Genomic DNA, 24,289 nt, shown 5'->3' on the forward strand with positions numbered 1-24,289 from the left:
AGCCGTCGTCGCCGTCGTGAGTTGTTACTGGCGCTGGGGATTTTGTTGGGGTTTGCGGCGTTGATGATTCTGATAGGAATTCTGGCCGGTTAAATAAAAAAGCGGCGTTCGTTGAAGAACGCCGCTTTTTTGTGCGGTTCTGTGGGAAGTTTTATACTTCCTCGGGGGCGTAGATGTCTTTCAGGAGCGCCTGCAGTTTGGTGCGTCCCCGGTTGATGCGGCTTTTAACCGTACCCATGGGCAGCCCGGTAATCTGGGCAATTTCTTCATAAGTGAGCTGCTGCACGTCCCGCAGCACGACTACTTCGCGGAAGTCCGGGGGAATGCTACGCAGGGCTTCCTGAATGTACTTGTCCTGGATAATGCTTTCTGCGTGTTTATCGGGCGCGAACGTTTCGTCGGGCAGCGCAATTTCGTATTCCTCGTCGTCACGGTTGACCGACTGGATGGAATAGACGCGCCGCCGCTTACGTTTCCGGTACTCCGAGCGTGCCAGGTTGCCGGCGATGGTGTACAGCCAGGTCGAGAATTTGGCAATGCGTTGATAGGAGTGCCGGTTGCGGTAGACGCGCAGGAAGGTTTCTTGCAGCAGGTCTTCGCAGCGACGGGCATCGCCCAGGAACCCGTAGAGGTAGTGCATCAACCGTTCGGAGTAGCGCTCTACCAGGATATTGAACGCTTCCACCGTGCCCGCCTGAAACTGCTCCATCAGGTCTTCGTCGCTCATCTGCTGAAGCAGCGCCAGGCGGTCCTGCTGTTCAGGCTCTTCCGAACGGGGGCGCTGGGTTTTTTTGACGATGCGTGTTCTATGCAGCACGGTTTCGTCTGGCTTGTTGGGTTTGGTTCAAAAATTTTACAGACTTACCAATATATATGATCCCAACAAAAAAGGATACGAAATTTTCGTTAAATAATAAAACTTCTGATTTTATCCTGCGGGCTCTGTAAGTTTACGCAACACAGCCTACAGGAATTGTAACGATGTGGCGGTTCGCTTCATATCTCACAGGGTTTTCGCAAAACCTGCGCATAAAAGCCATGAAAGGATTGCTGATTGCGTTGCTGATGGTAGGCGTGCCGGGCTGGTTGGGAAGCGCGACCCCGGCAGGTCTTACGGAGCGCGCAGATACGGTGCGGGTTGTGCTGGCCATTCATGGAGGCGCCGGCACAATTACCCGGGATCGCATGACGCCGGAGCGCGAGCAGCAGTATCGGGCAGCCCTTCGGGAGGCGTTGGAAGCCGGCTATCAGGTGCTGCAAAAAGGAGGGACCAGCCTAGATGCCGTCGTCGCCGCCATCCAGGTCTTAGAAGATTCCCCGTTGTTCAACGCAGGGCGGGGGGCTGTGTTGACCAGCGAGGGAACGGCAGAACTGGACGCTTCGATCATGGAAGGGCGCACGCGGCAGGCCGGTGCGGTGGCCGGCGTCAAGACGGTCAAGAATCCCATTGTGCTGGCGCGGCGCGTCATGGAAGCTTCGCCGCACGTGATGCTGGTCGGGCGCGGTGCTGAAACATTTGCGCAGGAGCAGGGACTGGAGCTGGTGCCCAACGAGTATTTTATTCTGCCCGCTCGACGTGAACAGTTGCGTCGCATGCAGCAGCGGGGCATGGGGGCTGTGCCTGAGTTGCAGGAGCATGCGTACGGCACGGTGGGTGCGGTAGCGCTGGACCGCTACGGCAATCTGGCGGCGGGTACGTCAACCGGGGGCATTATGGGGAAGCGATTTGGGCGTGTGGGGGATTCGCCCATTATCGGAGCAGGCACGTATGCGGACAATGCAGCGTGTGCTATCTCGGCCACCGGCCAGGGCGAGTACTTCATTCGCGCGGCGGTCGCGCATGAAATTGTGGCGCTCATGAAATATGCAGGGTTGACGGTGGAGCAAGCAGCCGCCGCGGTAATTCATGGTACGCTGACCCGCATGGGAGGTACCGGGGGCGTAATAGCACTGGACCGTAACGGACGGGTGGCCATGGTGTTCAACACGGAGGGAATGTACCGGGGCTACGTGGACGAACACGGCCACATCACCATTCAGATCTATCGCGACTAAACGGCCTGCCGTCCATTGCATTGGACACTGTCGGCTGTAAGCAAGCCAGGGGGCGCATCGGTGCGCCCCTTGCTGTTTGAAGCGCATGTCCCCCCAAACGATCCAGCAAATAGTCATGCGGACCTATCGCCTGTTTCTGGTTGCTGTTGCAGGAGCAATAGCACTGGCTGCCTGCGAAGGACCGGCCGGACCACCAGGGCCTCCAGGCAATGCAAACGTGATCTCGTTTACCTTTACGTTGAATCCGGAGGATCTCCGCTATAACGGTCCGGTGGCCTCGGTCGGGTATGATATACCCGAGATCACGCCCGATGTCGTGGCCGGTGGGGCGGTGTTGCTGTACTTCTATGAACAGGGCACCTGGACGGCACTGCCCTACGTCTTTGCATATGAGTCGCCGGAGCTTCCGGCGGTGGATTTTACCGTTACGCTGGGCTATGCCTTTGAGGTGGGGTTTCTAGAAGTCTTTTATGAGGCCTCAACGAGCGCGGTCAACCTGCGTGAACTGGCGCTGGTCCAGACGCCCCGGCAACTTAAGGTGGTCATCATTGATGGATTTGCGGCAGCAAAGGCCCCGATTGATTGGCGCAATTACAGTGCGGTGAAGGCCTATTTTGGACTGGAAGATTAACGGAGAGGGCTTGCTTATCCGCACGTCCAGCAGGCATCGGTGGAATTTCTGAGGGCGAATGCGTTTTTTTTACCGGTCGACCGTTCCCATTAAGGACCAACCGATAGAATAAGCATGCGCGCGTTTTCTTCAGGAAGCCTGTTGCTTTTGTTGCTCCTACTGGGAGCAGCCTGTCAGCAGCCGGCCTCGCCGCCTGCGGAAACGCCGGCGCTACCTGCCATTGCTCGGGCGGTTGCTGTGCTGCATCCGACCGAGGGTAGTCAGGTAGAAGGCGTGGTGTATTTCACGGAAACTGCCGAAGGCATTCGGATCGAAGCCACCGTATCGGGGCTGACGCCCGGGCGCCATGGCTTTCACATCCATGCCTGGGGGGATTGCAGTGCCCCGGATGCCACCTCCGCCGGTGGCCACTTCAATCCGACCGATCAGCCGCATGGGGGGCCCGATCAGGCGGCGCGGCATGTGGGAGACCTGGGCAACCTGGAAGCGGATGAGCAGGGAATGGCCCACTACAGCCGCGTGGATACCGTAGTGGCCTTTCACGGACCGCGGGCCATCATCGGCCGGGCCGTGATCGTGCATGCTGCGGAAGATGATCTGACCTCGCAGCCTACGGGTAATGCCGGGGGACGGTTGGCCTGCGGGGTCATAGGGGTGGCGGCTCCAGCCGGTGAGTAGCGACCAGTACGCGCCGCTGGTTTATGCAGCAGGTGGCGGGAAGTGCTGCTGGCGTTTTCCCGCCGAGAAATCAACAGGTGCGGCATTGGAAGGGGATAGGTAGGTGTATAAAAAAGGGGGCTGCCTGCCCGGCAGGCAGCCCCTTCGGGGGATCCAGACTATTTCAGCCAGCCGTTGCTTCGATGCGCTCCAGGTCCTCGATGCCTTTGCGCACGTGCTGAGCAGAAGCCTCCAGCAGTTTGCGTTCCTCCTCGTTCAGTTCCACTTCAATGATTTCTTCGACCCCGTTGCGTCCCAGCCGGACGGGCACGCCAATGAACAGGTCTTTCAGCCCATATTCGCCATTCACGTAGGCGGCGCAGGGGAGTACCCGCTTGGAGTCCTTCACAATGGCTTCGACCATTTCCGCGGCAGCAGCCCCGGGAGCATACCACGCGGATGTGCCCATGAGTTTGACAATTTCGCCGCCCCCGAACTTGGTGCGCTCGACAATGGCCTCAATCTTTTCTTTAGGCAGCAGTTGCGTGATCGGGACGCCACTGACGGTGGCATAGCGAGGCAGCGGAACCATGGAGTCGCCGTGGCCGCCCATCAGCAGCGCCTGAACGTCGCGCACCGACACGCCCAGTTCCAGGGCGATGAAGGTGCGGAATCGGGCCGTGTCCAGCACGCCAGCCATGCCCATTACGCGGTGGCTGGGAAAGCCGCTGGTCTTATAGGCCACGTAGGTCATTACATCGAGCGGATTGGAGACCACAATGAGGATGGCATTGGGGCTGCCCTTGACAAACTGCTCGGTAACCGAGCGTACAATCCTGGCATTGGTAGCCAGCAGGTCATCGCGGCTCATGCCAGGCTTGCGGGGCGATCCGGCCGTAATCACACAGATGTCGGAGCCTTCGGTGTCGCGGTAGTCATTCGTGCCGATAATGCGCGTGTCGTACCCGTGGATAGGAGCCGCTTCCTGCATGTCGAGCGCTTTACCCTGGGGCAGGCCCTCGACGATGTCGACGAGCACGATTTCATCGACCATGTCCTTGCGGGCCACGCATTCAGCTACGGTGGCGCCTACGTTCCCTGCACCGATAATCGTAACTTTCATGGCATCTCATTGGCTTTGGTGAGCGGAATTGCCATCTTTTTGCTAAAAATAGCACGGCAAGGCCGAAAAGAAAGGCATTGCTGTGTAAATTGCCGGCAAAGGCTGTGATAAGGTAGCTCAGCGAAGACCATGCGAGCCGTTCTGGTTAGGGCACCAGGTGGTCCGGAAAATCTCTACATTGGCGAATTTCCAACACCTGCGCCAGGTCCTGGTGAGCTGTTGGTGCGCGTATGCGCTACGTCACTTAACCGTGCCGATCTGTTGCAGCGGGCCGGAAAGTATCCACCACCTCCGGGCGCCAGCCCGATTCTGGGACTGGACGTGGCGGGTACGGTGGTGGCCCTGGGCCCGGGCGTAACGGGATGGCAGATGGGAGATCGGGTGTTTGGGCTGGTAGAAGGGGGCGGATATGCTGAGTATGCGGTGTTGCCGGCGGCGATGGCCATGCGGATTCCGGACAATCTGTCGTGTGAAGAAGCGGCGGCCATTCCAGAGGTATTTCTGACGGCCTATCAGGCGCTGTGCTGGCTGGGGCAGCTCCAGAAAAACGAGCATGTGCTGGTGCATGCAGGTGCCAGCGGGGTAGGAACCGCTGCGATTCAACTGGCGCGCCGCATAGGGGCACACGTGCACATCACTGCTTCGGCGCCCAAGCATAGCGTCTGCCAGGCGTTAGGTGCCGAAACGACCATCGATTACCGACGGGAGGACTTTGCCGAACGCGTGTTGCAGGCGACCGGAGGAAACGGCGTGCACGTGGTGCTGGATTTTGTAGGCGCTCCTTATTTAGCGGCCAACCTGCGGTGCCTGGCGCCTGATGGTCGGATCGTGTTGCTGGCAACCCTGGGCGGAAGCCGGGTTGCTTCGTTCGATTTGCGGCTGCTTTTTGCCAGGTGGGCTCATGTGATGGCGTCAACGCTACGCAACCGATCGCGCGACTACAAGGGACGGCTGACCCAGGAATTTGCCGAGCGCTTTCTGAGCGATTTTGCGGCCGGTCGGTTGCGGCCCGTTATTGATCGCATTTATGACTGGACGGAAGTAGTTGACGCGCACCGCCGCATGGAAGCCAATCAGAACGTGGGGAAAATCGTACTGCGCATTTCCTGACCAGAAGGACAACGCAGAAGGCTGGACGGCTGGCTGTGGGGGGGTTATCTTCTGGAAGATGCGTTGCAAAGCTTAGAAACAGCTACTTACCTGCTATGCCGGTGCATGTCGTAGCGCATGTCGAGGAGCTGGCCGACGGCCAGATGAAACAGGTAAATGTGGACGGGGTCGAGCTGTTACTGGTACGCCTGGACGGGCAATTCTATGCCCTGGGGGCGCGTTGCACGCACTACGGAGCTCCGTTAGCAACAGGCGTGTTGCATGGCGAGCGCATCATCTGTCCCTGGCATCATGCCTGTTTCCACGTGCGCACAGGGGCCCACCTGGAGCCTCCGGGAATGGACGCGCTGCCGACCTTTCCGGTGCGCGTTGAAGGGGCGCAGGTACTGGTCGAGTTGCCGGAGCAGGTGCCTGGGCGGCAAGAGCCAGCTCTGGGAGGGCGCAAGGCCCAGGATACGCGCACAGCCGTTGTGGTGGGTTCAGGGTGTGCGGGAGCCTACGCTGTCGAAGCCCTGCGGGCTCAGGGGTTTGGCGGACGTGTGGTGTGGATAGCCGGAAGCGAATTCCCACCGATTGACCGGCCCAATCTAAGCAAAGAATATCTGGCCGGTAAGGCGCCCGAGGCCTGGATGCCGTTGCGCGATGCGGCTTTTTATGAAACGGCCGGTATAGAGGTCGTGCAGGGGCGGTCGGTAGTGCGGCTGGACGCTGCGGCCCGGACGATTACGTTAGACGACGGCACCGTACTGTCCTATGATGCGGCGGTAGTGGCGCCTGGAGCGCAGCCCCGCCAGCTGGAAGTGCCCGGTGTCACCCTGGCCGGAATTTTCACGCTGCGCACCCTTGAAGACAGTCGTGCGATTCGGGCGGCAGCGCAGCAGGCGCGGCAGGCTGTGGTTGTAGGCGCCAGCTTTATTGGCATGGAGGTGGCGCAAAGTCTGCGGCATCTGGGGCTTGAGGTAACGGTCGTGGCCCCGGAGGCGGTGCCCTTTGAGCGCACGCTCGGGGTGGAGGTCGGACGCGTGTTGCAGGCGCTGCATGAGGAAAACGGCGTGACGTTCAAGCTGGGGCATACGGTGCAGGCGTTTGAGGGAACAGATCGCGTGCAGCGCGTGGTGCTTGACGATGGAAACGTGCTGGCAGCCGAACTGGTGGTGGTAGGTGTGGGCGTGCAGCCGGCAGCAGCGTTTGTGCAGGGTGTGCAGAAGGCTCCTGATAGCAGTATTCTGGTCGATGCGTATTTGCAGGCGGCGGATGGACTGTTTGTGGCGGGGGATGCTGCCCGATTTCCCGACTGGCGTACCGGTACGCCTATCCGGATTGAGCACTGGCGGGTGGCTGCGCAGCAGGGGCGGCTGGCTGGCATGAATGCGGCAGGGGCGCGACAGCCCTATCAAGGAATTCCCTTTTTCTGGACGCGTCAGTTTGGCGTGAGCCTGCAGTACCTGGGGTACGTAGAATCCTGGGATGAGGTGGTGCTTGAGGGCGATCCGGCTTCTCGCAAGTTTCTGGCATTTTATCTGCGCAACGATCAGGTATGGGCGGTGGCCGGGATGGGACGCGGGTATGAGCTGACCCGCCTGCACGGCCTGCTGCTGGACGATCCACTTCCTGATATCGAAAAAGTGCGCGCTTATCTGTCCAATACCTGAAATTGACGGTTCAGCCCAGATTTTTGACCAATCAGCGCAAAAAGGTGTTGAAGGAAAAATCAATTCTGTTTTAAAATTAGGCCAAATTGATTTCCCTTAAATGTACACCTTAACCAACTACTGGGGAGCGATTATGCGCATCGGATGCGTGCTGTTACTGGCGTTGCTGGTGCCTGGTAGCGTGCTGGCTCAGGGCACAATTCAAGGGCGCGTGGTGGATGCAGAGACGCAGGATCCCATTCCAGGCGCCAACGTCGTGATTCGTGAGCTGCTACGTGGAGCCGCGACAGACATTGACGGCAACTATACCATTGAGCGTGTTCCGGCGGGGACCTATACGCTGGAAGTCAGCTTCATTGGGTATCGAACCGAGACCCGGCAGGTAACGGTCGAAGAAGGGGCTACGGTCACGGTAAACTTTGCGCTGCAGCAGACGGCCCTGAACCTGCAGGAAGTGGTCGTTACCGGCGCGGGTGGCCCGGTTGAAGTGAAGCGCTTGGGGAATACGATTGCGACCATTAATGCGGCCGAGCTGGAGCTGGCGCCGGTGCAGAATCTTTCGGAAATGCTGATGGCGCGTGAACCTTCGGTGGCCGTGCTGCCATCGGGCGGCCTTACGGGCGAAGGGGCGCGCATTCGCATTCGTGGTTCGGCGTCGCTTTCGCAGAGCAATGAGCCGATCGTGTATATCGACGGCATTCGCATCAATCGTGGGGGCGGTTTTGGTAGCGGTTTCGTAGGCACCGGCGGGGGCGGTTCGCCTTCGCGGCTGGACGATCTGGACCCGGAGGCCATCGAGCGGATCGAAATACTGAAAGGAGCAGCGGCAGCTACGCTCTATGGCACGGAGGCCTCGAACGGCGTGATTCAGATCTTCACCAAGCGAGGAGCCGTAGGGCCCCCGCGGTTCAACTTCCGCATTGAGCAGGGTGCTTCGTGGTATCCGCATATCTATCCGCCCAATACGGGCTTTGCCTGGAACCAGGCGATTGCCGATACCATGTCGAAGTATCTGGGGCGTACGGTGCGGCCCTTCGAGTTGGTGCAGGAGAACTTTATCCATGAGCTGTTTGAGACCGGGTATCATCAGTCCTACTCGGCTTCCGTTTCGGGCGGAACCCCAGGCGTTACCTATTTCCTGAATCTGCGCTGGGCGAGCGAAGATGGGCCGTTCGGTGGAAAGACAGGGCGGCGTTATCCGCCGGGTGTGCGTACCCTTTCCGCCGACATTAACCGGATCGGTCAGGCAACCGCAACGATTAACATTTTCCCCAGCGATAAGCTGCGGATCGGGGTAACGACGGGGCTGACGCGGCGGCATTACGAGACGCCTAACAACAATAACAACATTTTTGCGGCCTTTACGCTGGCTATGTTCAGCAAGCCCGAGCTGGTTCGCTTCAACAACCAGACGGGCTCGCCGGCCTTCATGACCGTCAACGAAGGGTTGCAGCAGATTTACTCGCAGGACGTTGACCGCTTCTTCGGCAGCCTGAACTTGAACTATCGTCCCTCTCGGCCGCTGATGTTCGACGCCACCTTTGGCGTGGACGTGGTCAACCAGCTCAGCCGGGAGGTCTTCCCCTTCGGGTGGAATATCGACAAGTTTAGCCGCTACAATCCGGAAGGCGTGCGGCGCATTAGTGACCTGAACTCGCTCGACATTACGGCCGACATCAAGCTAACCCATCGCACGCGTCTGACCTCGTCGCTGGAGTCGGTCTTCATTCTGGGAACGCAGGGATTCATTACGCGGCGTATTGAAGAGTCGGCCGAAGGGCGTCGCTTCCCTGGTCCAGGTATTGACGTGACCGGCGGGGCTGCCGAGCAGTCGGTGTTTGAGTCGTTCCTGGAAGTGGTCAACCTGGGGATTTTTGCGCAGGAGCAGATCGGGTTCAACGACTATCTGTTCCTGACCATTGGCGGCCGCCTGGACGCAAACAGTGCGTTCGGTTCGGAATTTGACGCGGTGTTTTATCCCAAGGCCTCGCTGAGCTTCATTCCCTCGGATGCTCCCTTCTGGCGCCCGCTAGGACCGATTTCCTCGATGCGGTTGCGTGCGGCTATCGGGCAGTCCGGGCTGCAGCCGGGTGCCTTTGACGCGCTGACCACTTATGTCCCGCTTGCTTCTGTCAGCGGACCGGGGATTGCTCCAGGAAACCTGGGGAATCCCAAGTTGAAGCCCGAGATCTCGACAGAATGGGAAGTGGGAGTGGAGCTCGGGTTGTGGCAGGACCGGCTTGCCGTGGACGCCACCTACTGGGATCGGGTGGTGAGCGATGCGCTGGTGGACAAGCAGTTCCCGGTAACGGGTGGCTTCCGGGCGCGTCAGCTTACCAACATCGGGGAGCTGAAGGCGCGAGGAGTTGAGCTGGGCCTGAAGGGCAATCTCTACAACAGTGAAAATCTATCCATCGACATTTTTGCCAGCGCGTCTTACCTGTGGGAGCAGGTCACCGACATGGGTGGGGCGCCGCCCATCAAAGTCGGGGGGGCATACCCGCGCTATCGTAACTTCCTGATTGAGGGGTATGCGCCAGGTGCCCACTTTGGTGCCAAGCTACTGCCGACTGGGCCGGATCGCCTGCCGGTGGACTTCAACGGCGATGGGCAGCCGGACACCCGGGATGAGGTGCTGGCCTATCTGGCCACGCTGCGTGCGGAAGATCTCATCAACCCGGCCAACGGACGGGTCAGCATGCCGCAATCCCTGGCGCTGGTCCTGCTGGCCGATGAGGACGGAGACGGCGACTTGCTGGATCACTACCTCGGCAAGCCCACGCCCGACTGGCAGGGGTCCTTTGGCGCGACCATCCGACTCTTCCGGAATTTCCGGATCTTTACAGCCTTTGAATTCAAGGCGGGCAACTACTACGTCAACAACCTGACGTTTGCCTTCCGCCAGGCCAACCCGGTCATTGGACGGAACCTGCCGTGGTCGGCAGAAGTGGTGCGGGATTATGCCACCGGTGGGGTAGATGCCAACGGCAATCCCAAGAACGATCCGCAGGTGCGGCTGCGGGCATTGGAACGCTGGCTGAACGAGCTGTTGGCCCTGGCGCCTTTCAGCGGCCTGAATGGTATCAAGCCAGCCGACTTTCTGCGCTGGCGTGAGCTCAGCCTGACCTATGAGGTGCCGCGTTCCCAGCTCCAGCGGCTGTGGGGCATCGACCGGCTGTCGTTCACGCTGGGCGTGCGTAACCTGGCGCTCTGGACGCGCTACGACGGACCGGATCCGGAAGTGAATGCGGTAGGACGTGGCAGCGGCAGCCAGCTTTCGCAGAACTATCTGGATGGCGTGGATGCCTTTGGCTTTGTGCTGCCGCGGCGGGTGACGTTTACGGTTCGGTTTGGATTCTAACCCATATGGAGAGTGCCATGCGGTACGATAAAGGTATCTGGACGGGGTTGTTGGCTTTCGGGCTGATGCTAGGGGTTGCCGGCTGTAACCTGCTGGACGTCAACAACCCGAATAACTTGGTGGAAGAAGATTTGAACAATCCCGCAGCCATCATCCCCATGGTCAATGGGGTGGAGGCTGCGGTGACGCGGGCGGTCTATGCAATGATGGCCCCCTATTCTACCGCTACAGATGAGCTGGTATGGGTCGGATCGCGGGATGCCTGGCAGCAGCTCGACTTTGGCAACATTGATGACCCGTATAATGAGTTCACTGATGCTGCCTTCCCCTATGTGGCAGAAGCGCGGTGGTGGGCAGACGAGGTGATCAAACGTCTGGAGAGCTTCCAGGAGGAAGGGGCGCTAACAGATAGACGGGCGTTGGCTCGAGCCTATCTTTATGGCGCGATCATTTATGTGGTCATTGGGGATATGTTTGATGATTTTGCGTTCTCCAACCGGCAAGAGCCAGCGCCGCCGATAGGCCGGGAGAACCTGGATCAGGTTTATGCAACGGCCATCGGTTACCTGGACAAGGCCATTGCCGTTGCTGAGGCCCTGAACGATGATAATTTGCGGGGCCAGTTGCTCATGTTCCGGGCACGAACGAAATATAGCCGGGCGCTTCGCGCCCTCATCTTCCCGGGAAATGTGCAGGTGAATGCGTTGGTGAATGATCCTGGAGCGGTTGCTGATGCGCAGGCGGCGTTGGCCCTGGTGAGTCCAAACGAGCGTGTGTTGCTGGATCTGGATCCCAGTGCACCGGATGTGGTAGTGGCGGGAATTGGCTGGCAGGTCAACAGCCGATTGGAAATGCGTTTCGGAGATACCTATATTCAGCCGACGCCAGATAATAAACGGACAGAGGCGGTTATTTTCAAAGACCTGATTGATGATGTAGTGCATCCTTATGTGGAGCAGGAGATCATGGCATTTCATTCGTCCGAAAACTATACGGATATTACGGTTGCCTCGGAACGGGAAATGCATTTGATCTTGGCAGAGGCGGAGCTTGCGGCGGGTAATGTCAATGCCTTTGCGGCCCATATCAACGCGCTGCGCACGCGCGATGGGCTTTCGCCTTACGATCCAGCGACGTCAGGAGTTGAACCCATCGAGATGTTGCGCCATAGCCGCCAGGCGTACCTGTTCCTCCAGGGAAGACGCCTGGCTGATCACTACCGCTTCGATGATCCGGCGCCCGAATGGCGGCCCGATGGAACCGCCATGCGTCAGCCGGGGACCTTCTTCCCGATTACTGCGATTGAGCGCCGCGCTAATCCCTACATTGACTGAACCAGGGCGGCGTGCGTGAGTGTAAGCGGAGGTGGGAGGTGCCGAAGACGACCTTCGGCACCTCCTTTTTTCCCTTTTTAGCCAACAGACCGCAAGCTGGCGATGCGTAGATGGGGTAACTGGCTCGGGGTTGTGGGCAGTCTCGGGTGCCTGTTGCTGCTGGGCGCCTGTGATTTGCTCAGGGGGCAGGATGCGCCAGAGCGAGCCCGACTTCGCATTGAAGGTGCCTCCGACAGTACGCTAATTCTGGTAACATCTACAAATTTCCTTTTGCAACGAACGGCCATTCTGGATGAAGCAGGAATTGCCCGCCGAGATACGTTGCTGGTCTACTTTTTAGAAGCCGACACCTTACAGATTCAACTGCCTTACAATCAGGAATATGACATTCGGTTGCGGGAGCGGTTTTTTGTGCGGCTGCGCCCGGGTGCGGCGGGCGTCCGCATGCGCGTCTGGATTGATGATCAGCTCCGGTATGATACCAGACCAGAGGAAACCATTCCTTTGTTACAGTTTGTTTATTTCCGCGTAAAAGGAACACCTCCCTACAACGAGTTCTTCTAATAGTAAGCGCTACTATTCCGCATACCCATAATCCACATACGTCCGTGCCTTTGGGGTCGTAGGCCTATGCCCAGAGCTCGCGCTTCTCGCAAACGCCTTGATCCGGCCCGCCGGGAGGCGGTGCGTCTGCTCCAACGCATTGAAACGGATCAGGCCTATGTCAATCGGCTCATCTCGGCCGGGCTGACCGATGAGCTGGAGCCAGAAGCCGGGCGGCGAGCAACCGAGTATGTTGCGGGCATCACCCGCTGGCGCCGCTGGCTCGACTTTTTGCTAGCTCAGGCTTATCGCGGACGCTATGACAAAATGGAGCCCCGACTGCGGTACGTTCTGTATCTGGGGCTCTATGAGTTGCTTTTTACCGATACGCCGCCTTACGCGGCCCTGCACGAAGCCGTCGAACTGGCGCGGCGGCTTGTGCGGCCGCAGGCCGGGGCTGTGGTGAATGCTGTCCTGCGCACATTGCTGCGCCAGCGCGACTTTCTGCCACAGCCGCAAACAGGCGATACCGCCGAAGATCTGGCCATCCGGTATTCTCATCCAACCTGGATGGTGCAGCACTGGCTGGCGCGGTATGGACCTGCCGAGACCGAAGCCCTTTTGCGCTACAATAACGAGCGTCCCTGGTTTGGCGTGCGCGTGCGCACGGATCGCATCGCCCGCCATGTGGTGCTGCATCGCCTGGCCGACCGAGGCGTTGAAGCCGAACCTTCCCCCGTGCTGGACGACTTTATTCGCGTGCGGCGATTGGGCCCTATTCTGGAAGATCGACTGATTGAGAAAGGATTGTTGGCGGTCCAGGACGAAAGCGCTGGCCTGGTCGTACGGCTGCTGGATCCCCATCCAGAAGAGACAATCGTCGATGCCTGCGCAGCACCGGGGGGCAAAACCACGTACATTGCCACCCGAATGCGTGATCACGGCCGCGTGCTGGCCTTCGACGTGCACGCCCGGCGCGTGGAACTCATCCGAAAAGCGGCCTTGCAACAGGGGCTGACGAGCATCGTCGCAGAAGCCGTCGATCTGCGGGAGGTCCCCACGCGGTATCCTGACCTGCAGGCAGACCGCGTGCTGCTGGACGTCCCCTGCACCGGACTGGGCGTGCTGGCGAAACGGGCTGATCTGCGATGGCATCGCCAGCCGGAAGACCTGAGCGAACTGGTTCAGTTGCAGGATGAGTTGCTGGAAGCAGCTGCCCGTCTGGTGCGTCCGGGAGGCGTGCTTGTCTACAGCACCTGCACCATTGAACCGGAGGAGAATGAGGAGCGCATCCGGGCGTTTCTGGCACGCCATCCAAACTTCACCGTAGAACGAGCGGATGCCTGGGTGCCTGCCGCTATGGTTACCGCTGAAGGATTCTTTGCCACGTGGCCGCCGCGCGACCAGATGGATGGCGCCTTTGCGGCACGACTGCGTCGAACAAGCTGAGTGATGGTGGAGGAGCTGATTCGCGAACTGATTCCCCATGCCCCCCAGTGGGGATTGTTTGTGGCACCGCACATTCCGGAAGATCGGCTGCGGGGGGCACTGGCCGATTATGCGCAGGAAGTGCACCCGCACGAAGTACTGGCGCTGTACGATGCCACCCTGATGGGGACCGGCCGAGATGGCGCCGTTTTTTTGCACGACCGGTTTGTCTTTCAAAATCTGGATCTGGAGCCGGCCCAGACCGTCCGCTACGAAGATCTCGTAGGTGTTGAACTGAAGCGACGGTGGCTCGGCGGACGCCGCATTGTACTGCAGGTCAACCGGGGACGCGCCACATTTACGCTTACGCTGGACTTTTCCGGCAAGCCTAAAGCGGCGCCCTACGTGGCGCGCTTTCTGCAAGAAGCCATGCTGCGGGCGCCATTTCCCCGGGAAACGTCATCAACGCAGACTGATCTACCGGCCGTGCAGGCCGCCCTGCAGCGGTTGCGACAGGAAGGAAAGCTGAGCGCGCGCGACTACGAACGATTGCTGGAAGTGTTACGATCTGGTTAACCCGGAAAACTTTCCTCTTATCTTTCCCGTTAGAACCATTCCCGTGGGAGGAACGCCTGCGGCGATCCAACACACCCCAAAACCAACTCAAGGAGACGCTATGGCTTTCACGCTGCCCCCATTGCCCTATGCCTATGATGCCCTTGAGCCGTACATTGATGCCCGCACCATGGAAATCCATTACACCAAGCATCATCAGGGCTATGTAGATAAGCTGAACAAAGCGCTCGAGGGCCATCCGGAACTGCAGAACAAGTCGATTGAAGACTTGCTGCGCGGCATCAACGAAATTCCAGAGGCTATTCGCACGGCCGTTCGCAACAACGGTGGTGGGCATGCCAACCATAGCCTGTTCTGGACCATCATGAAGCCCAATGGGGGGGGAGAACCTACCGGCGAACTGGCCGAGGCGATCAGGTCTACCTTTGGTTCTTTTGAGGCTTTCAAAGAGAAGTTCTCGGCTGAGGCTGCCGGACGTTTCGGCAGCGGTTGGGCCTGGCTGGTTGTAGATGAAAACGGTAAGCTTCAGGTCTATTCGACGCCCAACCAGGACAGCCCCTACATGCAGGGCCATACGCCGATTCTGGGGCTGGACGTCTGGGAGCATGCCTACTACCTGAAATACCAGAACCGCCGCGCTGAGTACATCCAGAACTGGTGGAACGTGGTCAACTGGGAGCAGGTAGCCCAGTACTACAAGGAGGCGCTGGCAAAAGTCGCGGCGGCCTGAACTGTAGCACAGGCTGGAACGTGAAAGGCAGGGCCACGAGCTCTGCCTTTTTTGTTACCGGTACATGATGGAACTGCCAGAGACCATCAGTTGGAACTGGTTGCGCTACGACTCCGCCCGGGAAGCGGTATGGCAGACGTGGCTGTCGGCAGCAGAACGCCAGCGACTGGACGCATTCCGCCAGGCGCAGCGCCGGCGCGCCTTTTTGCTGGGGCGAGCAGCCGCCCGGCAGCTTCTGGCCACGCGCCTGGGCATTCCGCCGGACCGCGTGCCGCTGGTGGCGCAGCCGGACGAGCCACCGCAGGTGCCCGGCACCGGACTGTTCGTGTCGATTGCACATGCCGAAGACATGGCGCTGGCTGCAGCCGCTCCGCATCCGGTTGGCGTCGATCTGGAGCGCCTCAGACCGCGGCCGCCAGAGCTCTGCCGCTACGTGCTGCATCCCGAAGAGTACCCGGTGCTCCAGCAGTTTAAGACCGATCCAGGACAGGCGATTGTCTGGTGCTGGGCATTCAAGGAAGCGGTGCTAAAAGGGATGGGGGTCGGGCTGCGCTGCTCTCCGAAACGCTTGCGCCTCGTATTGGAGACTCCGACGCAGGGACGAATGCGCCTGGAAGATGGCACCTGTTGGCGCGTGCAGGCGGCAGAGCGTGAGGGCTACGTCTGGGCGTTCGCCTGGCCAGAAAACTCATAGCGCATGCCGGCTGTTTGCATCCTATATTGGCCAACCATCCTCTGGGAAGTTGTTTCACCAAAACGCAGATAATCCCATGGTTTCAGCTATCTTCGATCCGGATCGCTGGGTGGAAGTCCCGGGATTTCAGTTCGAGGACATCACGTATCATCGGGCCAAGGACCAGGGCACGGTACGCATCGCCTTCAACCGGCCCGAAGTGCTCAATGCATTCCGGCCCAGAACCGTCGATGAACTCTACCAGGCGCTGGATCATGCACGCCAAACGCCCGATGTGGGTGTGATTCTGCTAACAGGGAACGGTCCTTCCAAAAAACATGGCAAATGGGCCTTTTCGGCAGGAGGGGACCAGCGCGTGCGGGGACCGTCGGGCTACCAATACGAGGCAGGAGACGACACGCCGGCCGCTAAGGCGCACATGGGACGGCTGCACATTCTGGAAGTGCAGCGGCTCATTCGCTTTATGCCCAAGGTGGTGATTGCTGTCGTGCCGGGCTGGGCTGTGGGGGGAGGACATAGCCTGCACGTTGTGTGCGACCTGACGATTGCCAGCCGAGAGCATGCGCTGTTCAAGCAGACCGATCCCGACGTGGCCAGCTTCGACGGAGGGTTTGGCTCGGCCTATCTCGCCCGCATGGTGGGACAAAAGCGAGCCCGGGAGATCTTCTTTCTGGGGCGCACCTATACGGCAGAAGAAGCGTATCAGATGGGTATGGTCAATGCTGTGGTGCCGCACGAAAAGCTCGAAGAGGTCGCACTGGAATGGGCGGCTGAAATTAATCGAAAGAGCCCCACCGCCATTCGCATGCTCAAGTACGCCTTTAACCTGATTGATGACGGACTCATCGGGCAGCAGTTGTTTGCCGGCGAGGCCACGCGACTGGCCTACATGACCGAAGAAGCCCGGGAAGGACGCGACGCGTTCCTGGAAAAGCGGCGACCCGACTATTCATCCTTTCCCTGGTACTATTAACCAGGTTCTTGCAGGCTTCCCTGCGAGCCGAAAATTCCTGGCCGGCCGAACCTTTACGGCCGGTTTTTTGTTTTCTAAAGCTGAAAGCGCTTGCGAAAACCTGAGATGGCCATGGAAACGCGTGTCTATAAACCCAAGCACCGCATCCGCTTTGTAACGGCAGCCAGTCTTTTCGACGGGCACGACGCCGCCATTAATCTGATTCGCCGCCTGTTGCAGGCCAGCGGCGCGGAAGTGATTCACCTGGGCCACAACCGATCGGTGCTGGAGATCGTGGAGACGGCCATTCAGGAAGATGTGCAGGGCATCGCCGTCTCAAGCTACCAGGGCGGGCACATGGAGTTTTTCAAGTACATGATCGACCTGCTGCGGGAGCGGGGAGCCGCGCACATTAAAGTTTTTGGCGGTGGCGGTGGCGTGATCGTGCCAGAGGAGATCCGGGAGCTGGAGGCCTACGGGGTCTGCAAAATTTTTTCGCCGGAGGACGGGCTGCGCATGGGCTTGCAGGGCATGGTCAACTACATGCTGGAGCAGTGTGACTTTCCAACCGTGCGCCAGCTCGAAGAAGAGGAACTGGAGCGGGTGCGGCAGCGGGACAAGCAAGCGCTGGCCCGGGTGCTGACGGCCATCGAGGCGCGGCTGCTTGAGCAGGTGCCGGCGCATCTGGTGCCAGAACCTGCAGGAGGCGATGGCTTCCCGGATGCGGAAGTGCGCACGGCGCCGGTGGTGGGCATCACCGGCACTGGTGGCGCAGGAAAATCGACGCTAACCGACGAGCTAATTCGGCGATTTCTGAATGACTTTGAGGATATTCACATTGCGGTGCTCTCGGTCGATCCGACCCGGCGGCGCACTGGCGGCGCACTGCTGGGCGACCGCATTCGTATGAATGCGCTCTATGGGGAGCACGGCGACCGGGTCTACATGCGCTCTTTTGCCACGCGCCAGGCACATCGGTCTATTTCAGAGTCGCTTCAGGAGGCTATTGCGGTATGCCGGGCGGCCGGATTCGACCTGATTTTTGTCGAAACGGCCGGTATCGGCCAGAGTGACACGGAAATTGTCGACCTGGCCGATGTAACGCTCTATGTGATGACCCAGGACTATGGCGCCCCGACCCAGCTCGAAAAGATCGGCATGCTCGACCTGGCCGATCTGATTGTGCTGAACAAGTTTGAAAAACGAGGCAGCCAGGATGCCCTGCGGGACATCCGCAAACAGGTGCAGCGCAACCGGGGCGCCTTCGACCAGCCTCCCGAGGCCATGCCCGTTTTTCCCACCATGGCTTCGCACTTCAATGATCCGGGCACGACGCGGCTTTACCTGGCGCTGCTGGATCTGCTCAACGAACGGTTTCATTTCGGACGAACCTCGCGTCTGTTCAGGTCGGAAGATCTTCCTGAAGTCGATCCAGAAAGGCAGGCCATTATTCCCCCGAAGCGCGAACGCTACCTGGGCGAGATTGTCGAGACCTGTCGCAACTACCGGAAGTGGGTCGAGGAACAGGTAACCTATGCCCGCAAGTGGGGCGAAGCGGTGGGCGCGCGACGCCAGGTAGAACGCTGGGCGCCTGAGGATCAGGAGCGCCTGCTGGAACGACTGGATCAGATGATCCGCCACTGGTGGGACAAGTTGGACGCGCGCTGCAAGCGCATCCTGGAAGAATGGGACGCCACAGCCGAGCGCTATCGCCAGGAGACGTTCACCTACAAAGTGCGGGACCGGGAGATTCGCACGCCGCTCTACCACACATCGCTTGCCGGCACCCGGGTGCCGCGCGTGGCGCTGCCGCGCTATGAAGACCCCGGAGAACGGTTGCGATTTGCGCTCCTAGAGAATCTGCCGGGCTACTTTCCGTACACCGCCGGCGTTTATCCGTTCAAGCGCACCGAGGAAGAACCTACGCGCATGTTCGCCGGCGAAGGAACGCCCGAACGCACCAATCGTCGTTTCCACTACATCTCGGAGGGCATGGCAGCCAAGCGGCTCTCGACCGCTTTCGACTCGGTGACGCTCTACGGCCGCGATCCAGATGAACGTCCGGACATCTACGGCAAGATCGGCAATGCGGGCGTGTCGATCTGCACGCTCGACGACATGAAGAAGCTCTACTCGGGCTTCAACCTGTGCGATCCGAAGACGAGCGTGTCGATGACCATCAACGGGCCGGCGCCCATGATTCTGGCTATGTTCCTGAATACGGCCATCGACCAGCAGGTGGAGTACTACCTGCGGGAGATCGGGCGCTGGGAAGAGGTGGCCCGCGTCATTGCCGAGCGTCTGGGAGACGACCGGCCACGCTACGTGCCGTTCGGGCCACAGGGACGGGTCGACAGCCTGCCTCCTACGCATGACGGCACCGGACTGGGCCTGCTGGGAACAAGCGGCGCCGAACTGGTCGAATGGGGCCTGCTGGACCGCGAAACCTATGAAAATATCAAGGCCCGGGCGCTCTCCGTTGTGCGCGGCACCGTGCAGGCCGACATCCTCAAGGAAGACCAGGCGCAGAACACCTGCATCTTTTCCACCGAGTTTGCGCTGCGCCTGATGGGAGACGTGCAGCAGTATTTCATTGACCACAAAGTCCGCAATTTTTACTCCGTCTCGATCTCCGGGTACCACATCGCCGAAGCAGGGGCCAATCCGATCACGCAACTGGCCTTTACGCTGGCCAATGGTTTCACGTACGTGGAGTACTACCTGAGCCGGGGCATGCACATCGACGACTTTGCGCCCAACCTGTCGTTCTTCTTCTCAAATGGCATGGATCCAGAGTACAGCGTGATCGGGCGCGTGGCCCGGCGCATCTGGGCCGTGGTGATGCGGGACAAATACGGCGCTAACGAACGCAGCCAGAAACTCAAATACCACATCCAGACCTCCGGGCGCAGCCTGCACGCCAAAGAAATTGCCTTCAATGACATCCGCACGACGTTGCAGGCGCTGATGGCCATCTACGACAACTGTAACTCGCTGCACACCAACGCCTACGACGAGGCCATTACGACTCCGACTGAAGAGAGCGTCCGGCGTGCTATTGCAATCCAGTTGATCATCAACAAAGAGTTAGGGCTGGCCAAAAACGAAAATCCCCTGCAGGGCAGCTTCATTATCGAGGAACTGACCGATCTGGTTGAAGAAGCCGTGCTTCGAGAGTTTGAGCGCATCGACCGCCGAGGGGGGGTGCTGGGCGCCATGGAATCGATGTACCAGCGGGGCAAAATTCAAGAAGAATCGTTGCTCTACGAGCGCAAAAAGCATAGCGGCGAGCTTCCCATCATCGGCGTCAATACGTTTCTGCCCAAGAACGGCGAGTCGCACGATGCGCCGACGGCGCTCATGCGCTCGCATGAAGAGGAAAAGCGGCACCAACTTGAGAACCTGCGCGCTTTTCAGCGGCGGAATGCCCACCGGGCGCCCCATATGCTGGAGCGGCTGCAGCAGGTCGCGCGTCGCGGGGAGAACGTGTTTGCCGAGTTAATGGAGACGGTGCGCTACTGTTCGCTGGGGCAGATCACGCAGGCGCTGTTTGAAGTAGGGGGCGAGTACCGTCGGAATATGTAGCCAGAGCCTGGACGCTGGGTGCGCTAAGAGGCAAAGCGCGTTTGCACCCGAGCGTCCATTTGCTCGACTTTTTCTACCAGTTGTTGCTTATAGTCCAGCATACGCTGGAGTAGAGTTGCATCACTCGAGGCCAGGATCTGCACGGCCAGCAGGCCAGCGTTGCGCGCCTGCCCGATCGCCACAGTAGCCACCGGCACGCCCCCCGGCATCTGTACAATAGAGAGGAGCGAATCAAGACCTTGAAGGTGACGGGTCGGAACGGGCACGCCAATAACCGGTAACGGTGTAGCAGCGGCAATCATACCGGGGAGATGGGCAGCGCCGCCTGCGCCGGCAATAATCACTTTAAGCCCTCGCGTGTGGGCCGTGCGGGCATATTCCAGCATCCGGTGGGGGGTGCGGTGGGCTGAAAGTACCCGGATCTCGTAAGGCACTTCAAAGGCGTCGAGCACGTGGGCTGCTTCTTCCATGACGGGCAGATCGGATTCACTGCCCATAGCAATACCGACCAGCGGCGTAGCGGCGGCAGGCATGACGGTTGCAGGTTGGTTTACAGGTAGCGAGCAATCAGGTCGGCGGCTGTTTCAGCGCGGCGGCGCACGTCTTCCGGATCGGTTCCAGTAGCGGTAACGTGGCCCATTTTACGTCCGGGTCGCACCTGCGTTTTCCCATACAGGTGCACGGCCACGCCTGGAATGCGCAGCGCCTCCGGCAGCCCGCGGAGCTCAATGCTGTTGCTGCTGCGTCGTCCCAGAATGTTGACCATGACGGCTACAGGTTCTCGCAGCTCAGGCGATCCCAGCGGCCAGTCGAGCACAGCCCGTACATGGTTCTCAAATTGAGAGGTATAGCACCCTTCGATGGTGTAGTGCCCCGTGTTATGCGGGCGCGGCGCTAATTCATTGATCAAAATGCGCCCATCGGCCAGTTCAAACAGTTCTACCGCGGTAATCCCGATGCCCCCAACAGTTTCAACAGCAGCCCGTGCTACGCGCCGGGCTTCCTCTGCGACGGCGGGGTCAATGGCAGCCGGGGCCTGCACCAGGTAGCAGCGGTGGTCTTGCTGCCGGGTATAGACTACCGGGTAGATCACTTCTTCTCCGCCGGGACTCCGAGCCACCAGCACGGCCAGTTCTCGAACGAATGGAACCCAGGCCTCGACAAGCAGGCCATCTTCCTGGGCTAACCGGGCCCATCCGGTCTGCAACGCCTCCGGCGAGCGAGCGGTGAAGTTGCCGTAGCCGTCGTAAGAGCCGCGGTAGCGTTTCAGCACGACCGGATAGCCAAACCGCTCCGCGGCAGCCTGAGCTTCCTCCAGCGTTGCGCAGCAGGCAAACGCAGGGAGTGGCAGTCCGGCTTCGGCCAGCACGCGCTTTTGCTGCCCTTTATCTCGAATGATTTGAAGGGTTTCCGCACGAGGCCAGAGCGTGGTGCCTTCAGGCAGTACCGGTTCCAGCACGTCAGCCGGCGCCCATTCACTCTCGACCGTTACTACCGTGCAGCCTTCGGCAAAGCGGCGCAGCACGTCGGGGTCCTGCCAGTTTCCAACGACCACTTCGCCCAGGCCTTCGGCCGAGCCAGTAGGCTGGGGGACCAGAAACCGCACCTGAAGGCCCATCCGAAGGGCAGCCATCGCCGTCATGCGGCCAAGCTGTCCCCCGCCCAGAATGCCAATAACCGGAATATTTGGGGTTCGAACCACCGACATCCCGATGAGCTTGCGGCGTTTTTCGTACATGCGCCCCAAAATACAGGGAATCGCCGAACGAGACAATGGAAGCTCTGCAAAGGATCTCCTAAACTCTCGAATTGACAGCAGGCGTGTTAAGCAAGGCCCATTTTCCGGGAAGCAGACGCAGGGTGGCCTCTCCGCGGGTCGGTAGACGTAGGATAGCAGGTCCGCTTGCTTGCAGCTCCCTGAAACTTAAGCGGCCCGGCGCACTGGGCGACTTACTGCAGACCGAGCACTTCTGGTCCCTGGATGAACACGATGTCCACCGGAATGCCGGCCTGCTGAATGCGGGCCAGGTCGGCGCGGAGCGTGTCGTCTATCTGGCCATAGCGTGCGATGAAATCGGCCGTGGCCGCATAGTCGCCGTCGCCCTGCAGGCGAAGGATTTGCTCTGACAGCGCATTTACGGCCGTTTCCATGCGTTCCGGAACGATGCGATAGGTGCCGGTGGCCGGATCTCGGGTAAAGGCTCCTTGCTCTTTGAAAAAGTTAAACCGAATCAGATTGGCCCGGCCGTGCGCGCTGGCAGCACCGAAGCGGATGGAGCGAAAGATGCCTGCCAGGAAGGTAACGTAATGGTCCATCGGGTCCGCTTCCCACTCGTTTTGTTCGATCAGCCAGGTGACCATGTACAGGCCCAGCACGTCGGCCTTGCCTTCCTCCATGGTTGTGTACAGGTCACGCAGCGCTTCCCGGACAGTCCCGCGGCCCGTGATTGTGTGCTTAATGCCCAGTCCGTGGGCCACTTCGTGGAACATTGTATTGCCAAAGAAGGCATCGAAGGTAACGTGCGGTCGCTGATCTTCGGCAATCAGGATGTCGGCAATGGGGAGGAGGATCTTCTCAAACTTGGCACGCATCACGTTTTTGAGTTGCAGGCGGCGCGTGCCTTTTTCGAGCTGTACGCGCTCGTCGTTGGGCAGGTTGACTGCAATGGTTTTGGCGCCGGCGTTTGCGTCCCCTGCGTAATAGAGGGCATCGTAGGCGCCCAGGTCGGAGTCGGTACCCGGCTGTTCCTGTTTGTACGCTTCCGGTACGGGGAGGGCTGCCTGCAGCGCAGGCAGTAGTGTGGTGTAGCGGTTGAGGCGCTGGCTCCAGGTGGGGTCTTTGAGCAGCACAAAGGCTTCGGCCGCTGCCTTGTAGCCGAAGAGTTGATCTTCATAGGTTTCAATAGGGCCAATAATCACGTCGATGGTGTTTGTTTTCATGTCGAGCCAGGCGCGGTCACTTTCGTAGTAGTCGTCGGTCAGAAGCGCTTCAGCCCGAAGGGTGAGGTAGCGGCGAAGCCCTTCATCTTCGGCCAGCTCGGCTGCCTGGCGAAGTAGTGCGGCGGCCCGCTGGACGTGTGAGGCAAAGAATTTGTGGTACGGAATGGCAACAAGCCGCCCCCGGGCGTCTCGCCGGACCATGGTGTAAAGGCTGCGAAGTGCCGGGTTGTGGGCCGCGGCTGCTTCAAATTCTTCGGGCGTCATGTCGGCCGGGTAAAAGTTAGCGCCAGGCGGTTTAGGACCTGTGCCTTCAAGAAAAGGCCGGTTGCCCTCCAGCCGATCCCAGGGGCCATAGTTTATCTCCACAAAACGTCGAAGACCAGGATCTTCGATGGTGGCCAGCAAAGAGTCCAGGTTGCCGTAAGCCTGTACCTTGAAGATAGCGTCCATCTCACGTGCTGCTTCAATGAGCAGACGGAGGATTTGGCGTTGATTGTCTGACAGTCCGCTCAGATCCGCTTCAAGCCGAAAAGGAGCATATTTGCGGAGCAGGGTCTGGGCTTCCGGCGAGGCGCCGGGTACGACCAGCAGCGCGTCGTGGGTTGTTTCCGGCATGGTTTCCGGGGGTTCACAGGCGATAAGGAAACTGCATATTCCGAGTAAGAGGCACCAGCGCATGGCAGCATATCAACAGGTGGCAAAACAGGGTAAAAGAAGATGCGGGATACCCGGCATACTTGCAAGAGGACGCAGCCTTAAAAGAAGCTGAGCAAGACGGGCGTTTATGAGTTATCGTTAAAAGACTTAACAACTTGACTGTAAAACGAATGCCCATTACATTTCTCACAGATGCCGTTCTGTGCCCGTAGAGGAGGCCCATCAGTTCAGAGATGGTGTCGATTTCCGGGTGCGGCTGTT

The 24,289-nt window shown here is 59.5% G+C and carries 19 protein-coding genes; 14 read left to right on the forward strand and 5 right to left on the reverse strand.

Annotation, left to right across the window (positions count from 1 at the left end):
• Nucleotides 1-151: 151 nt before the first annotated feature.
• Nucleotides 152-817, reverse strand: a complete 666-nt coding sequence (locus tag BUA15_RS11130; RefSeq protein ID WP_072716071.1) for an RNA polymerase sigma factor — start codon at nucleotides 815-817, stop codon at nucleotides 152-154.
• Nucleotides 818-1,065: 248 nt separating this feature from the next.
• Here BUA15_RS11130 and BUA15_RS11135 point away from each other — a divergent pair, with 248 nt between their 5' ends.
• The 3 genes from BUA15_RS11135 (at nucleotide 1,066) to BUA15_RS11145 (ending at nucleotide 3,364) form a co-directional block, all read left to right on the forward strand.
• Complete coding sequence (locus BUA15_RS11135; RefSeq protein WP_272482046.1) at nucleotides 1,066-2,055, forward strand: isoaspartyl peptidase/L-asparaginase family protein; 990 nt, start codon at nucleotides 1,066-1,068, stop codon at nucleotides 2,053-2,055.
• 115 nt (nucleotides 2,056-2,170) lie between these two features.
• Entirely contained in the window at nucleotides 2,171-2,686 is a 516-nt protein-coding gene (locus tag BUA15_RS11140) for a hypothetical protein (RefSeq protein WP_072716072.1), read from the forward strand.
• 114 nt (nucleotides 2,687-2,800) lie between these two features.
• Entirely contained in the window at nucleotides 2,801-3,364 is a 564-nt protein-coding gene (locus BUA15_RS11145; RefSeq protein ID WP_072716073.1) for a superoxide dismutase family protein, read from the forward strand.
• A 163-nt stretch (nucleotides 3,365-3,527) separates the two neighbouring features.
• Here BUA15_RS11145 and mdh read toward each other — a convergent pair whose 3' ends face one another.
• Nucleotides 3,528-4,466 (reverse strand): malate dehydrogenase, encoded by a 939-nt coding sequence (gene mdh, locus BUA15_RS11150; protein ID WP_072716074.1) that lies wholly within the window; start codon nucleotides 4,464-4,466, stop codon nucleotides 3,528-3,530.
• A gap of 129 nt (nucleotides 4,467-4,595) precedes the next feature.
• Here mdh and BUA15_RS11155 point away from each other — a divergent pair, with 129 nt between their 5' ends.
• The 11 genes from BUA15_RS11155 to BUA15_RS11205 all read left to right on the forward strand — a co-directional run bounded on the left by BUA15_RS11155 (nucleotide 4,596) and on the right by BUA15_RS11205 (nucleotide 20,431).
• Nucleotides 4,596-5,576 carry an NAD(P)H-quinone oxidoreductase gene (locus BUA15_RS11155; RefSeq protein WP_072716075.1) on the forward strand — a complete coding sequence of 327 codons (981 nt, stop codon included), beginning with the start codon at nucleotides 4,596-4,598 and terminating at the stop codon, nucleotides 5,574-5,576.
• A 95-nt stretch (nucleotides 5,577-5,671) separates the two neighbouring features.
• On the forward strand, nucleotides 5,672-7,228 hold the full coding sequence (locus BUA15_RS11160; protein WP_072716076.1) for an FAD-dependent oxidoreductase: 1,557 nt from the start codon (nucleotides 5,672-5,674) through the stop codon (nucleotides 7,226-7,228).
• A 133-nt stretch (nucleotides 7,229-7,361) separates the two neighbouring features.
• The gene (locus BUA15_RS11165) at nucleotides 7,362-10,589 is read left to right on the forward strand and encodes a SusC/RagA family TonB-linked outer membrane protein (RefSeq protein WP_218587580.1); all 3,228 of its coding nucleotides are present in this window, start codon (nucleotides 7,362-7,364) and stop codon (nucleotides 10,587-10,589) included.
• A gap of 17 nt (nucleotides 10,590-10,606) precedes the next feature.
• Nucleotides 10,607-11,923, forward strand: coding sequence for a RagB/SusD family nutrient uptake outer membrane protein (locus BUA15_RS11170; protein WP_072716078.1), 1,317 nt, complete (start codon nucleotides 10,607-10,609; stop codon nucleotides 11,921-11,923).
• Between the two features lie 102 nt (nucleotides 11,924-12,025).
• Nucleotides 12,026-12,487 (forward strand): hypothetical protein, encoded by a 462-nt coding sequence (locus BUA15_RS11175; protein WP_072716079.1) that lies wholly within the window; start codon nucleotides 12,026-12,028, stop codon nucleotides 12,485-12,487.
• A 66-nt stretch (nucleotides 12,488-12,553) separates the two neighbouring features.
• The gene (gene rsmB / locus BUA15_RS11180) at nucleotides 12,554-13,915 is read left to right on the forward strand and encodes a 16S rRNA (cytosine(967)-C(5))-methyltransferase RsmB (RefSeq protein WP_072716080.1); all 1,362 of its coding nucleotides are present in this window, start codon (nucleotides 12,554-12,556) and stop codon (nucleotides 13,913-13,915) included.
• 3 nt (nucleotides 13,916-13,918) lie between these two features.
• Nucleotides 13,919-14,470, forward strand: coding sequence for a hypothetical protein (locus BUA15_RS11185; protein WP_245772022.1), 552 nt, complete (start codon nucleotides 13,919-13,921; stop codon nucleotides 14,468-14,470).
• A 100-nt stretch (nucleotides 14,471-14,570) separates the two neighbouring features.
• Complete coding sequence (locus tag BUA15_RS11190; protein WP_072716081.1) at nucleotides 14,571-15,200, forward strand: superoxide dismutase; 630 nt, start codon at nucleotides 14,571-14,573, stop codon at nucleotides 15,198-15,200.
• Between the two features lie 64 nt (nucleotides 15,201-15,264).
• Entirely contained in the window at nucleotides 15,265-15,894 is a 630-nt protein-coding gene (locus BUA15_RS11195; RefSeq protein ID WP_245772023.1) for a 4'-phosphopantetheinyl transferase family protein, read from the forward strand.
• A 76-nt stretch (nucleotides 15,895-15,970) separates the two neighbouring features.
• A complete protein-coding gene (locus BUA15_RS11200) occupies nucleotides 15,971-16,867 on the forward strand; it encodes a 1,4-dihydroxy-2-naphthoyl-CoA synthase (protein ID WP_072716082.1) in 897 nt (298 codons plus the stop codon).
• A gap of 111 nt (nucleotides 16,868-16,978) precedes the next feature.
• Nucleotides 16,979-20,431 (forward strand): methylmalonyl-CoA mutase family protein, encoded by a 3,453-nt coding sequence (locus tag BUA15_RS11205; protein ID WP_072716148.1) that lies wholly within the window; start codon nucleotides 16,979-16,981, stop codon nucleotides 20,429-20,431.
• A gap of 23 nt (nucleotides 20,432-20,454) precedes the next feature.
• On the opposite strand, the gene purE is transcribed toward BUA15_RS11205, so the two are convergent.
• From purE to BUA15_RS11220, 3 genes are all read right to left on the reverse strand, one after another.
• Nucleotides 20,455-20,964, reverse strand: coding sequence for a 5-(carboxyamino)imidazole ribonucleotide mutase (purE, locus tag BUA15_RS11210; RefSeq protein WP_072716083.1), 510 nt, complete (start codon nucleotides 20,962-20,964; stop codon nucleotides 20,455-20,457).
• Between the two features lie 17 nt (nucleotides 20,965-20,981).
• A complete protein-coding gene (gene purK, locus BUA15_RS11215) occupies nucleotides 20,982-22,169 on the reverse strand; it encodes a 5-(carboxyamino)imidazole ribonucleotide synthase (RefSeq protein ID WP_245772024.1) in 1,188 nt (395 codons plus the stop codon).
• Nucleotides 22,170-22,381: 212 nt separating this feature from the next.
• On the reverse strand, nucleotides 22,382-24,049 hold the full coding sequence (locus tag BUA15_RS11220) for a dipeptidyl-peptidase 3 family protein (RefSeq protein ID WP_072716085.1): 1,668 nt from the start codon (nucleotides 24,047-24,049) through the stop codon (nucleotides 22,382-22,384).
• Nucleotides 24,050-24,289: the final 240 nt, after the last annotated feature.

This window comes from Rhodothermus profundi (genome assembly GCF_900142415.1).
Lineage (GTDB): Bacteria > Bacteroidota > Rhodothermia > Rhodothermales > Rhodothermaceae > Rhodothermus > Rhodothermus profundi.